We start from the raw sequence: 13,002 nt of genomic DNA on the forward strand, positions 1-13,002 counted from the left end.
CACTGCTTTTTTATGTTTGCCAGTCTAAGAAGATTTCTTTTTGGAAACCGATTCGCAACCTTTTCCATTGGTCATTGTAGTTTTGGAATCTTTGGCAGAATTAATATCAGTACATTTGTAAGCATTGCCCAAACTATCCATCCAAACGGAAAGGGTATAGCCTGTTTTGGTGGGAATGGCTTTCAAACGATAGGCTCGGCTTTTATTGGAGGCTCGGCTTGTACTGGTATCAATCATTTCGGCAGAGTATTTGTATTTGTCTGCCAAATCTTTATGGCCTTTATATGAGGAAATAAAGGCATCCAATTCCTTTTCAATCCTATCAGTTTCCCACTTTGGATTTTTAACCATCTGGTTTTTAAAAGCAGAATTGATGGCGACTAACTCGGCATGCGCTTGTGATTGGTAGCCACGTTCAATGTAGCGATTGTAAGAGGGAATGGCAATCACGCTCAGGATGGCTAAGATGGCGACAGCAATCATCATCTCAACCAGCGTAAAGCCTAGTTGTTTGGTAGAGGTGGTATTCATTATATTATTCGCTGGCAACGTAAGACTGAAGAACGACTTGGGTATTGGCATTCTTACCCCATGCTTTGGCAGTAACGCGGTAGGTAATTCGACCCTCGGTAGTTTTGCCTAAATATTCGATGATGTAGCGTGGATTGTTTGCGATGCCGCTTTTTTTATCTAAAGGATATTCCGTACCATTGGTGTCAATACACAGGCTTTTGTCGCATTTACGCTTCCAAGCATCTACGGTTGGGCTACCTTCTTCAGTAAAATCGCCATTGGATTTTACATTTGGTGTGGAACATAAACCTTTTTCACATTTTGCGGTAAAAGTAGTCTTTTTCCCTTCAATATCAAAAATTTGATTTTCACCTTCACGCAGTGCAGCTTCGGCTAGGGTGGTTGCCAGTTTGCGGTCGGCATCATTGGTGCTGATACGCTGTTCAGTATTGTAGGATTGGGTAGCTGTGACCACGAGCAGGGCGATGACGACCATCATCATTAAAACGATAAACAAAGCATAGCCCTGCTGCCGGTCAGGTTTGATTAGAGTGATCGGTCGGCGCATACGTTTCCTCCGCGGATAGTGGCATTAATATTATAGATATCGACTTTATTGTCTTGTTCTTTTGAGGGGTTAATGCTGCCCTTATCCTTATTTAATATGATTTGGACAGAAGCTAGAGAGTAAGCCTCAGCCTTTGAGGTATCAAATTTATCTTCATAAAAGGTTTCCGCATTTGCTCCACTTGCTGATGCATTTTCAGAATCAGAACATTCTGCATAGATATAATGGATATCCATAGCAGTGATGCCTTTAATCAACAGCTGCGGATTACCCCATGAGCCGTCATCAGATAATTGGAAACGGAATAAGCTGCGCTCTTTGCTCTCTTCGCCAAGCGTACCAACGGCGTAGGTAATCATTTCATGTTTCATGATGGCGATACTGCCGTTTTGATCAGAGTCGGTAATTTTTAAATTCAAAGCCGATTTTGCCGTATCCAAATCTTTAATTTTTGTGTGAGGTTTGGCAATACGGGAGCAGCTGCTGACAATGGCAGTTTTTGCAGTAGATTTTGCCTTGTCGATGTCGATACCGTATTGAAACAGCAGGGCTGGGCCGATTTGAGTAAAGCCGGGATAGCTTAAATTGATTTCTTTAACCGGTAACAGCTTATTAACACCGGCTGTTTTCAAGGCATATTCAGCTGAGCTTTTGTCTTCTATCACTGCAGAGGCAGGAGAATTCGACATATTGAAGCAGCCGAAATTGCCTGCCATACGCGCATCACGGACGATCATATTGGCGGTGTTGCGCAAATCTTGTTGAATACCGATACGGGCGTTGGCAGACTTGTTTAATCCGCGCGCAGTAAAGTAGGTGGAGCTGACAGCCATTAAGACGATCATGCTGAGCAGGCTGGCAACCAGAAATTCAAGGATGCTGAAGCCTCGAATAGCACTTTTATTTGGAATATGGTTGAGTAAGCGTTTATTGTTCATTGTTAGTCTCTTACGCGTGATTGGTAGGTATAGACAACATGATGCCCCGATGTATTGAGATGTTTTGCGCTATTTTCTTCTTCGACATCTTGCAGCCATAAAACTTTAACAATGGTCGTGTCGCCTTTGCCATCGCAGTTTGCTTGGAAGCCATTTTCGTAAGTCGGCTCTGCACCGGAAGAATCTTTGCAGATGGTTGAGAACACTTGGGCTTCGGGAAGGGCTTTGGCTAAGTCGGCCTTAAACTGTGCAATTTGAGCCTGTGCAAGTTGGGCTTTGCTCATTTTGGCTTCAAATTTTCCAGTTTGTTTAGAGTCGGATTTTAGATAGGCATCATAGGATTTTTTATAACGGGTAGTTTTTTCGCCTGCAGTATCGGTTTCTTCAGAGAGAGTCGGATTAATGAGCATACCTTCGATTAGATTTTGTGTAATTTGGGCGACTGTGGTTTGATTTTCAGACTCACGTACGTTGGATACGGTACGCAATTGAACAGCCAGCAGGGCGAGTACGCCGATAGCAAGGACAAACATGGCAATCAAAACTTCAATCAGGGTCATACCTGATTGAAGTTTTGGGGTAAAGCTTGTTGGGCTGGTTTTCAGACGGCCTTTAAATGATCTGAGATGAGTAGGATTAGTAATGTTCATAAGATACCGTTGTTATCATTTGGAAGTGTATTCGCACATTTTGCGCTCATCGTTTTTGGCACAGATTTCGACATGCCCATTGCCATTAATTAAAAGTACGGTAGCACGGGCTTTCTTGGTTTCAGCATCGGTGGCAGATTTATCTGTCAGGCTGATTTTGATGTGGCCGTCTGAAAATTGATAATCCTTGCCATCAGTTGAATGGCTAAATGTACCATTGGGCAGGAATCTCCACCAGACTTCTTTTGAAGCTGAAGCAGAGAGGGCAGAACGGTCATTGCTGATAGGGATATAGTCGAAGCTGTATTCCACTTTGTCGGTATCCCCATTAAGAATAATGGAGCGGATGGATAAATCGACGGTATCGTTTTGATAGCGTAAGTCTTCGTTTTTATCGGCGTAGGCCAACATACCATTACCGGCATATTTGGAATTACAACCATTATTGGGCGAACCATCAGATTTGATTTTGACCGGGCAGATGTAAACGGGAAGATTTAGACGGACGGCCTCATTACGAGCGAAGCGCAGCAGATTGGCAATTTGCTCTGCTTGCGATGCTGCACGTCTGGAGGCAATCCATTGATTCATATTGGGAAGTGCGATGACGGCCATTACTGCTGCAATAGTAATGACAATCAGCAACTCAATTAGGGTGAAGCCTTTTTGTGTCTGATACATGAGTGATTTTTTGGTAGTAATGTGTTGGGTAACTGACGTTTTCTCTTTTGCACTTGCCTGCGGCAATGCTTTTGCTTTTATTAGATTTATTTTAAACGATTTTGTAATGCGTGACTAATGAAATATGAAATTCGGTTAGTTTTTCAGACAATCTGTCTCAATCTTCCATCAACATGGATTCTGGAACATAGGCAGCATTATCAAATTTGGTAAATTGACCCATCCAAGTGAGGAATACTTTCCCGACGGGACCGTTACGGTGTTTGCCGATAATACATTCCGCCAAGCCTTTTGCGGGTGATTCTGAGTTGTAGTATTCATCACGATACATGAACATAATCAAGTCGGCATCTTGTTCGATTGCGCCGGATTCACGCAAATCGGACATCATCGGGCGTTTGTCGGTACGCTGCTCAACCGTACGGCTCAACTGCGACAGGGCAATGACGGGAACTTGCAACTCTTTCGCCAATGCTTTGAGGGAGCGGGAAATTTCGCCAAGCTCGGAAGCGCGGTTGTCAGAACGGCCGGAGCCTGACATCAATTGCAGGTAGTCGATGACGATCAAACCCAATTTGCCGTTGAACTGGCGCGCAAGGCGACGGGCGCGGGCGCGTAGTTCGAGCGCGGTCAAGCCCGGAGTTTCATCGATATACATGGGTGCATCGGAAAGTTTAACGACCGCTTCGTTCAGACGGCCCCAGTGTTCGTCTTGCAATCTGCCAGTTTTCAAAACGCTTTGATCCAAACGTCCGACTGAACCCAGCATACGCATAACCAGCTGCGCACCGCCCATCTCCATCGAGAATACAGCGACAGGCAGTTTGCCCTCTACGGCAACGTGTTCGGCAATATTGATCGAAAAGGCGGTTTTACCCATAGACGGACGGCCTGCGACGATAATCAAATCACCCGGTTGGAGGCCTGATGTTTTTTTGTCGAGATCGATAAAACCTGTCGATATGCCGGTTACCTCATCAGGATTGTCGCGCGAATAAAGCATATCGATGCGCTCGACCACTTCTTTCAACAGGTCGGGCATCTCAAGAAAGCCTTGTTTGGATTTGGCGGTACTTTCGGCGATTTGGAATACTTTGTTTTCCGCCTCGTCCAAAAGCTGGCCTGCATCGCGCCCTTGCGGATTGTATGCACTGCGTGCAATTTCCGTGCCGACTTCGGCAAGCTGGCGCATGATGGAACGTTCGCGCACGATTTCGGCGTAGCGGCGGATATTGGCTGCGGATGGCGTGTTTTGCGCCAGCGTAATCAGATAGTTGAATCCGCCTGCCGCTTCCAATTCTTCATTGCGTTCCAAACTTTCCTGAACGGTAATGACGTCTGCAGGGCGGCTTTCGTTAATCAGGTTGGCAATGGCACGAAAAATCAGGCGGTGTTCGTGGCGGTAGAAATCTTCGCCGGAAACGACATCGGCAATACGGTCCCAAGCAGAATTTTCCAGCATCAGGCCGCCCAAAACGGATTGCTCCGCTTCTGTGGAATGCGGCGGCAAGGATAATGCGCTGATTTCACGGTCTTCAGACGGCATGTCGGAATAATTGCTCATGACGGGCATCTCTGGCTGGAAAATTGTAATCCGCTATTATAACGCAGTGTAAGTTCAATTGGTTTGTTTAGGCTAAAGCAGGTAAAATAGTCATGTTGTCAATATGACGACGCACACTACCAAAATATAAATATCAACAATCAGGAGCACAAAAATGGAACATAAGCTGCCACAACTGCCTTATGAACTGGACGCATTGTCCCCACATCTGACCAAAGAAACTTTGGAGTTCCACTACGGCAAACACCATCAAACCTACATCACCAACTTGAACAATCAAATCAAAGGCACTGAGTTTGAAGAAATGCCTTTGGAAGAAATCGTGAAAAAATCTTCCGGCGGTATGTTCAACAACGCTGCCCAAACTTGGAACCACACTTTCTACTGGCTGGGCTTTACCCCTAAAGGCCAAGGCAAACCTGCCGGTGAATTGGCTGCGGCCATCGATGCCAAATGGGGCAGCTTCGAGAAATTCCAAGAAGCGTTCAATGCCTGTGCGGCCGGTACTTTCGGTTCCGGTTGGGCATGGTTGGTGAAAACGCCTGCCGGTGAATTGGATCTGGTTTCTACTTCCAATGCAGGTACTCCGCTGACTACTGAAAATACTCCGCTGTTGACTTGCGACGTATGGGAACACGCCTACTACATCGACTACCGCAACAGCCGTCCTAACTACCTAAAAGGTTTTTGGGAAATCGTTAACTGGGATGAAGTTGCCAAACGCTTCGCCGCATAAAACGATATGAATGAAAAGGCCGTCTGAAAGATTTTCAGACGGCCTTTTTGTTGATATTGGATGAGGAAAATGGTTTAGATGAATGTTTTTTCTGTCTGATGCGCAAAATTATCATGGAGCGGACAAAAAGGAAAATGGGAGATTAATGTTACAATATTGTTAACAATTTTTCGATTCCATATGATATGGAATCAGCGTTTGACATACATAAGATAAGAGGATTTTATGAAGTTTTTAGACCGTGAGGCGACCATTGCCAAACCCGGCTTTAATCGTTGGCTGGTACCGCCTGCCGCTTTGGCTGTGCATCTTGCCATTGGGCAGATATACGCTTATTCCGTGTTTAATGCGCCTTTAACCAAGCTTATCGGTATCACTGAGTCGGCTGCCGGAGATTGGAAGCTGACCACGGTCGGTTGGATTTTCAGTATTGCCTTGGCGATGTTGGGTGCGTCTGCGGCCATGTTCGGAACTTGGATGGAACGCGTTGGGCCGCGTAAGGCGATGTTTGTTGCAGCCTGCTGTTTTAGTTTGGGCTTTTTTGTGTCGGCTATTGGCGTTCATACGCACAATCTGTTTTTGCTTTATTTGGGTAACGGTGTGATTGGCGGGGTTGGTTTGGGCTTGGGCTATATCGGGCCTGTATCGACTTTGATGAAATGGTTTCCCGATAAACCGGGTATGGCGACAGGCTTGGCGATTATGGGCTTTGGTGGCGGCGCGATGTTGGCCTCGCCTTTATCCGTGTCGCTGATGAATTTTTTCTCCAGTGAAACTTCGGTTGGCGTTGCACAGACTTTTGTGGTTTTAGGGTTGTTTTATTTGGTATTGATGATGTTCGGCGCGTTTACCATCCGCATACCTGCCGATGGCTGGAAACCTAAAGGTTATGTTGCGCCGAAAAACAAAAGCAAATTGGTCAGCAGCAATCATGTCAATGTTTCACAAGCCATGAAAACGCCGCAATTCTGGCTCTTGTTTTGGGTGTTGTGTTTGAATGTAACGGCCGGTATTGGTGTGCTGGGACAGGCTTCCGTCATGATTCAGGAGCTTTTTTCCGAGGCATCTGTAGGAAAACAAGCGGCCATTGGTGCGGGTGCGGCGGCAGGTTTTGTGAGCCTGTTGAGCCTGTTTAATATGGGCGGCCGCTTTTTGTGGTCCAGCGTGTCCGATAAAATCGGCCGTAAAAATACTTATACCATTTTCTTCGTGCTCGGCTCGCTGTTATATTTCGCCATTCCGTCTATTGGCGGGAGCGGTAACAAGGCTTTGTTTGTCATTGGTTTTTGCGTCATTATTTCCATGTATGGCGGCGGTTTTGCAGCCATTCCGGCGTATTTGAAGGATTTGTTCGGCACTTATCAAGTCGGTGCAATCCATGGCAGGATTTTGCTGGCATGGTCAACTGCGGCCGTTATTGGCCCGGTATTGGTTAACTATATCCGCCAAAGTCAAATTGAAAGCGGCGTTCCGGCTGCCGAGGCTTATAGTATTACCATGTACATCATGGCGGGTTTGTTGATTGTCGGTTTGCTGTGTAACTTGAGTGTCCGTTCGGTTCATGAAAAGCATCACGAGAAAGACATTAAAGTAGCGGCACATAGCCGCAATCCCGATGATGAAACCGCTGTATCCGATGCCTATCTGATTAGTAAAAAAGTATCAGCGGGCGGTATCGGTGTATGGTGGCGCTGGGCTTTGGTCTGCATTCCTTTGGGCTACGGCGTCATTATGGTGTTTGTGAAAGCCTTAAGTTTGTTTAATTGATTGTTGAAAATGAAAGGCCGTCTGAAAGTTTCAGACGGCCTTTTTAAATGTTAAACAACTAATCTTTCGATACGCTGATGGTATGCTTGATATGTTTTAAATTCGCAACGATGGTAAAAGTCATCATCACCAGTAAAGCCCATGAGCTCCATTTGCTGATGTGTACCGATGCCCACGCGCCGATTTGGTTGGGATAGCGCCAAACGCCGAATAAAGTTCCTAAATTTTCCGCCAGCCAAATGAAAAATCCAATCAGGACGAAAGCGAGCAGGAGCGGCATTTTGCGAGTGGTGTCATAGGGCGTGTACAAGACTGTCGTCCGGGCGTATAGACCGAGAGCAAAAGCTGCAAGATACCAGCGATAGTCGCCGATGTAGTGATGGGTGAAAAAATTGATATAAATCGCCAGTGCGCACAAAGTGCCCAACCAATACGGCGGATGGCTTTTGATTTTGAGGTCAAACAGCCGCCATGCTTGGATAATATAGCTGCCGACCGCGGCATACATAAAGCCCGCAAACAGCGGTACGCCGCCGATTTTGGTATATGCTTCTTCCGGATAGCTCCAGGATTGGATACTGCCCGATGTTTTGAACCACTCTAAAGCAAAGCCCACCAAGTGAAACAGCGTAATCGATTTTACTTCGTCCCAAGTTTCCAGCTTGAAATACAGCATGGCCGCTTGTACGGAGACGGCAAAAATCAGCAGTAGGTCGTAGCGCGAAATTCCCAGCCAACCTGTTTTCGGAATAAGAAACATAGCAATGAAAAACAAGCCTGCAAATAAGCAGGCTCGTGCTTCTTTCAAACCGAAAAACCAAAATTCAACGATAAAGCGTCGCCAACCATGCAAATCCTTGCGTTTGGGATGCTCAGTCAGCCAAGTATCCAGTTTGCCCAACATATTTTCAGACGGCCTCTTTAGCTTGATAATGTTTTAGGCGGACTGAATCGGAATGACACGGTTTTGCTTACGTTTTGCGCCACCTTCACAATAGTTGGTTTTGACATAATCTTCAACGATTTGCAAAAACTCGGCAGCGATATTGTCGCCTTTGAGGGTCACTTTGCGTTCGCCGTCTACATAAACCGGCGCAACCGGTGTCTCTCCAGTGCCTGGCAGGCTGATACCGATATCGGCAAGCTTGCTTTCGCCCGGGCCATTGACTACGCAACCCATTACGGCAACGTTCAATGATTCAACGCCTGGATACTCAGTGCGCCAAACAGTCATTTTTTGGCGTAAATAGTTTTGTACGTCTTGCGCCAATTCTTGGAATACGGTACTGGTGGTACGGCCGCAGCCCGGGCAGGCTGTAACCATTGGTGTGAAGGAACGCAAGCCCATGGTTTGCAGGATTTCCTGACCGACAATGACTTCCTGAGTGCGCGAACTGCCGGGCTCGGGGGTTAGGGAGATTCGAATGGTGTCACCGATACCTTCTTGCAGCAATACAGCCAAGGCAGCGGTAGATGCCACAATACCTTTGCTGCCCATGCCGGCCTCGGTCAGACCGAGATGGAGCGGATAGTGGCAACGGCTGCCCAATTCGCGGTAAACCTGAATCAAGTCTTGTACGGCGCTGACCTTGCACGACAAAATGATTTTATCTTCAGGCAAGCCCAAAGCCACGGCTTTTTCTGCCGACTCCAGCGCCGAAACAATCAAAGCCTCTTTCATGATTTCTTCAGGCGGCTTCGGTGTGGCAGAGGCTAAGTTGGCATCCATCATGCGCTTGGCAAGGCTTTGATCAAGTGAACCCCAGTTCACACCGATGCGTACGGCTTTATTGTTTTCTGCCGCTGTACGAATCATAAAGGCAAATTTCTCATCGCCTTTTGCGCCTTTGCCGACATTGCCCGGGTTGATGCGGTATTTAGACAGGGCCTTTCCGCACTCGGGAAATTCAGCCAATAAGCGTTCGCCATTGAAATGGAAGTCGCCGATTAGGGGTGTGGTGTAACCCATATCGTCTAAGCGGCTGCGGATTTCGGCGACTTTGGAAGCCGCTTCCGGAGTATTGACCGTGATGCGTACCATTTCCGAGCCGGCATCGCTCAACTCTTTGACCTGTCGGGCGGTTGCTTCTGCATCTGCGGTGTCGGTATTGGTCATAGATTGCACAACAACGGGCGCATCCGAACCGACGATGAGATGATCGATTTGTACTTGATGTGTCAGACGGCGTTTAGGTGTGGTCATTTTAGTTTTTTCCTGCAACAAAAGAGGCGGATTTTTCACCGGCAACACGGTGTTTTAAAGGTTCGATTGGTGTGCCGCCGTAATTGGCTTCCGAACCGGCTGCAATACCGATCCAAACATTATAAGGCGCGCCGCCTCTCAGACGATGTTCGCTTCCGGCCGGAACAATGCGGCTGAATACTACTTTTCCATCTTTGTCTGTAATAATCAGATTGCTCCGGTATTGGACTTTAATCCACAGTTCGTCTTTCTCGACTTTGACGGTAGGCTTTTCTTCTACAACGGCAGAAGCAGCTGAAGCTGCTTGTTCATTGGCTGCTTCAGGCTTATTGGTAATTTCTTTTTTACCCTCTTCGGTCATTTCGCTAACGGCGACATTATCCGTTTTCAAAGCAGGCGTTTTCATCGTATCGGCAACATCTTTGCTGTTTTGAATATTTGCCTGCTCGTTTTCAAAACTGGATTTACTTTGCCAAAAGTAAACACCGCCTACAGCCAAAGCCAGTGCGGCTATCCCCAATATCCATTTTGGGAAACCTTGTTTTTCAGTGTCTTTGTAGCTTAAGCCGGCGTTGGCGCTGCGTGTTACCGCGTATACATGGTCTTCAAGTTGCGGAGTAATGGAGAGCAAATGTTTGGCGATGGTTTGTTCGTCGATTTTCAGAAATCGTGCATATGAACGCAGATAGCCTGAAACAAAGACTAAACCGGGAAAGCCGGAATATTCCCCTTTTTCCAAAGCATCAATTTGTTCGGCAGACAGTTTCAACCGTGAAGCAACATCTTGAATATCGATTTTGGCATCAGTTCTGTGTTTGCGTAATTCATCTCCCAATGTTTTGGCGGCTTGTGTGTCGTAGTTGATTTTATCGTTATTTTCCATTTAGTGGCCTGTTGTGACAGTTTGTAGTTCGTCTGAATAAGGGAAGTTTGCCCTAAGTTGGGCTTCGTATTCGTATGCGGCGTGTTTATTGCCCAAGGCGGTGGCCAAGCGCCAGCCTAAAAGTAAATCATCAGCCTGCAGGACATCGACTTTACTTTGGTATTGGCGGAAATAATAGTCGGCATCGTTCAGATTGCCTGCCATCATTTTGGTTCGGGCAAGCTCTTTGAAAGCAGGGAAGAATTGTGGATTGGCCGCCAAAGACCTTTCCAAATAGGCTTGAGCCAAAGAGTATTGGCCTAACCTTGCGCTGCAAATGCCTTTATTCATATTGGCAATAAAGGGGCTCGGGTAGGTCGGGTCGGCCAGTGCTTTATCAAAATAAGCCATAGATTCGGCAGGTGCATTCATTTGATTGCATAAGAACCAACCGTAATTGTTGTTAACTTCAGCACTATCCGGTTTTAAAGACAATGCTTTAAGAAAGCTTTCCTGAGCTTTATCGCGGACTTTCAGATACTGGTAAATTTCAGCGCGTACCAACCAAGCAATATCGTTTTTTGAATTGAATTTAAGCGCCTCTTCGATACTTTCGGTAGCTTGGCGATAGTTTTGGCCGCGCATATATTCTACGGCAAGCTGGGTTTTGATATTAGAAACCTGAATGGCACGTTCTTTGGGACTTGGTCCGGAAGAGGATGCGCAGGCAGAAAGAGTCAGTGCGGTAAGTAAAGCGAATCCGAACTTGATTTTCATAATTAACCTTATTGTTCGACCAAAATTTGTTGCCATTTTTGTTGGCGGCGTGTTTTATCTTGTACTTGTCCGGCCAATTGTCCGCAAGCGGCATCGATATCGTCGCCGCGGGTTTTGCGGACAGTAACGACAAAGCCGGCTTGTTGCAGAATATCGCGGAAGATACGGATATTTTCGTTGGTAGAACGTTCGTAGCCGGAATTTGGGAAAGGATTGAACGGAATCAGATTGAATTTGCAGGGTACGTCTTTAACCAATTCAATCAATTCACGCGCATGTTGTGCTTTATCGTTGATGCCATCGAGCATAACGTATTCAAAGGTAATAAAGTCGCGGGGGGCTTTGACTAGATAACGTTGACAAGCCGCCATCAATTCTTTGAGCGGGTATTTTTTGTTGAGTGGAACAATTTGATCGCGCACTTCATCGTTGGATGCGTGTAAAGACACGGCTAAAGCAACAGGCATTGCATCACGCAGTCTGTCCATTTGTGGAACCATGCCCGAAGTGGAAACAGTTACGCGGCGGCGGCTCAAGCCGTAGCCGTGATCATCCAGCATAATGCTCAAAGCGGTAACAACATTATCAAAGTTTGCCATGGGTTCGCCCATACCCATCATCACCACGTTGGAGATAACGCGTTCGTTTTTTGGGGTAACGCCCATGGCTTTATTGGCCCACCAAAGCTGACCGATAATTTCAGCGGCAGTCAGATTACGGTTGAAACCTTGTCGTCCGGTAGAGCAGAAGGTGCATTCCAATGCGCAACCGACTTGGGAAGAGATACACAAAGTACCGCGTTCGGCTTCGGGAATGAAGACGGTTTCTACACCGTTGCCCGTGCCGACATCCAGCAACCATTTGCGTGTGCCATCAGTAGATTCTTGTGCCATCATTAATTTAGGCACTTCGATTGTGGCTTGTTCATTCAGCTTGGCGCGTAATGATTTGGCCAAATCAGTCATTTCTTCAAAGTTTTGTGCACCGGCTTGATGCATCCAACGCATTACCTGCTTGGCGCGAAAAGGTTTTTCGCCCATTTCGGCAAAGTGTTGCGTCAGTCCGTTTAAATCGTAGTTCAGTAGATTGGTTTTCATGTATTTTTATGTTTCTCAGTAAAGCTTTTAAAGCAAAGGGGCTTATTGGGCAGCTTTGCTTTAAAAGCCTTTGGGTTTTCAGACGGCCTTTAATTTGTAGGACATACAAAGCAGTTTTGCCGTCCGATATAAATCGGACGGCCGTAAAGCGGCTATAGGCTTTTACTCTTAGCGTGGGCAGATTTCGCTTTGGCTGAAGAAGTAAGCAATTTCAATTGCAGCATTTTCCACGCTGTCAGAACCATGTACGGCATTGACACTGACAGATTCTGCAAAGTCGGCACGGATTGTGCCAGGAGCTGCATCGGCTGGATTGGTTGCGCCCATCAATTCGCGATTTTTGGCAACGGCGTTTTCACCTTCCAATACTTGAATCATGACAGGATTGCGAGTCATGAATTTAACCAAGTCTTCATAAAAAGGGCGGTCTTTGTGTACGGCATAAAACTCTTTTGCTTCACGCTCAGAGAGATGTTTCATTTTCGCCGCAATAATGCGCAAGCCGTTTTCTTCAAAGCGGCTGTAAATCTTGCCGATGACGTTTTTTTCTACTGCATCGGGTTTGATGATGGAAATCGTACGTTCGATGGCCATGTTATGTCCTTGTTTTTATTAATAGGTAAGTTGCCGTAGCCAAGAGGCGAGG

14 protein-coding genes are annotated in these 13,002 nt (G+C 46.5%); 2 read left to right on the top strand and 12 right to left on the bottom strand.

The features are described from left to right. Positions 1–24 precede the first annotated feature (24 nt). From HMPREF2675_RS02455 to dnaB, 6 genes are all read right to left on the bottom strand, one after another. Positions 25–531, bottom strand: a complete 507-nt coding sequence (locus HMPREF2675_RS02455; protein WP_070813957.1) for a PilX family type IV pilin — start codon at positions 529–531, stop codon at positions 25–27. 4 nt (positions 532–535) lie between these two features. Next, positions 536–1,081, bottom strand: coding sequence for a pilus assembly PilX family protein (locus HMPREF2675_RS02460; protein WP_070813958.1), 546 nt, complete (start codon positions 1,079–1,081; stop codon positions 536–538). Continuing rightward, positions 1,060–2,019, bottom strand: coding sequence for a PilW family protein (locus HMPREF2675_RS02465; RefSeq protein WP_070813959.1), 960 nt, complete (start codon positions 2,017–2,019; stop codon positions 1,060–1,062). Before HMPREF2675_RS02465 ends, HMPREF2675_RS02460 begins: the two co-directional genes overlap by 22 nt. A gap of 2 nt (positions 2,020–2,021) precedes the next feature. Then, positions 2,022–2,669, bottom strand: coding sequence for a type IV pilus modification protein PilV (pilV, locus tag HMPREF2675_RS02470; RefSeq protein WP_210399840.1), 648 nt, complete (start codon positions 2,667–2,669; stop codon positions 2,022–2,024). A gap of 15 nt (positions 2,670–2,684) precedes the next feature. Next, entirely contained in the window at positions 2,685–3,350 is a 666-nt protein-coding gene (locus HMPREF2675_RS02475; protein WP_070814082.1) for a GspH/FimT family pseudopilin, read from the bottom strand. Between the two features lie 157 nt (positions 3,351–3,507). After that, positions 3,508–4,914: a replicative DNA helicase gene (gene dnaB, locus HMPREF2675_RS02480; protein WP_036490624.1), complete on the bottom strand. Its 1,407-nt coding sequence runs from the start codon at positions 4,912–4,914 to the stop codon at positions 3,508–3,510. A gap of 154 nt (positions 4,915–5,068) precedes the next feature. Between dnaB and HMPREF2675_RS02485 the strand changes: the two genes are divergently transcribed. Both HMPREF2675_RS02485 and HMPREF2675_RS02490 read left to right on the top strand, forming a co-directional pair. After that, positions 5,069–5,650 carry a superoxide dismutase gene (locus HMPREF2675_RS02485; protein WP_003683473.1) on the top strand — a complete coding sequence of 194 codons (582 nt, stop codon included), beginning with the start codon at positions 5,069–5,071 and terminating at the stop codon, positions 5,648–5,650. 225 nt (positions 5,651–5,875) lie between these two features. Continuing rightward, complete coding sequence (locus HMPREF2675_RS02490; RefSeq protein ID WP_070813961.1) at positions 5,876–7,417, top strand: L-lactate MFS transporter; 1,542 nt, start codon at positions 5,876–5,878, stop codon at positions 7,415–7,417. Positions 7,418–7,475: 58 nt separating this feature from the next. Here the strand turns inward: HMPREF2675_RS02490 and HMPREF2675_RS02495 are convergent, their stop codons facing one another. The 6 genes from HMPREF2675_RS02495 to ndk all read right to left on the bottom strand — a co-directional run bounded on the left by HMPREF2675_RS02495 (position 7,476) and on the right by ndk (position 12,950). Further along, complete coding sequence (locus tag HMPREF2675_RS02495) at positions 7,476–8,321, bottom strand: DUF817 domain-containing protein (RefSeq protein WP_070813962.1); 846 nt, start codon at positions 8,319–8,321, stop codon at positions 7,476–7,478. 33 nt (positions 8,322–8,354) lie between these two features. Further along, the gene (gene ispG, locus HMPREF2675_RS02500) at positions 8,355–9,620 is read right to left on the bottom strand and encodes a flavodoxin-dependent (E)-4-hydroxy-3-methylbut-2-enyl-diphosphate synthase (protein ID WP_070813963.1); all 1,266 of its coding nucleotides are present in this window, start codon (positions 9,618–9,620) and stop codon (positions 8,355–8,357) included. A 1-nt stretch (position 9,621) separates the two neighbouring features. After that, positions 9,622–10,503 (bottom strand): helix-turn-helix domain-containing protein, encoded by an 882-nt coding sequence (locus HMPREF2675_RS02505; protein ID WP_070813964.1) that lies wholly within the window; start codon positions 10,501–10,503, stop codon positions 9,622–9,624. Beyond that, the gene (gene pilW / locus HMPREF2675_RS02510; protein WP_003683469.1) at positions 10,504–11,259 is read right to left on the bottom strand and encodes a type IV pilus biogenesis/stability protein PilW; all 756 of its coding nucleotides are present in this window, start codon (positions 11,257–11,259) and stop codon (positions 10,504–10,506) included. 8 nt (positions 11,260–11,267) lie between these two features. Further along, the gene (gene rlmN, locus HMPREF2675_RS02515; protein ID WP_003747025.1) at positions 11,268–12,356 is read right to left on the bottom strand and encodes a dual-specificity RNA methyltransferase RlmN; all 1,089 of its coding nucleotides are present in this window, start codon (positions 12,354–12,356) and stop codon (positions 11,268–11,270) included. 168 nt (positions 12,357–12,524) lie between these two features. After that, a complete protein-coding gene (ndk, locus tag HMPREF2675_RS02520) occupies positions 12,525–12,950 on the bottom strand; it encodes a nucleoside-diphosphate kinase (RefSeq protein WP_004519785.1) in 426 nt (141 codons plus the stop codon). Positions 12,951–13,002 lie beyond the last annotated feature (52 nt).

Source organism: Neisseria sp. HMSC061H08 (genome assembly GCF_001836795.1).
Lineage (GTDB): Bacteria > Pseudomonadota > Gammaproteobacteria > Burkholderiales > Neisseriaceae > Neisseria > Neisseria subflava_A.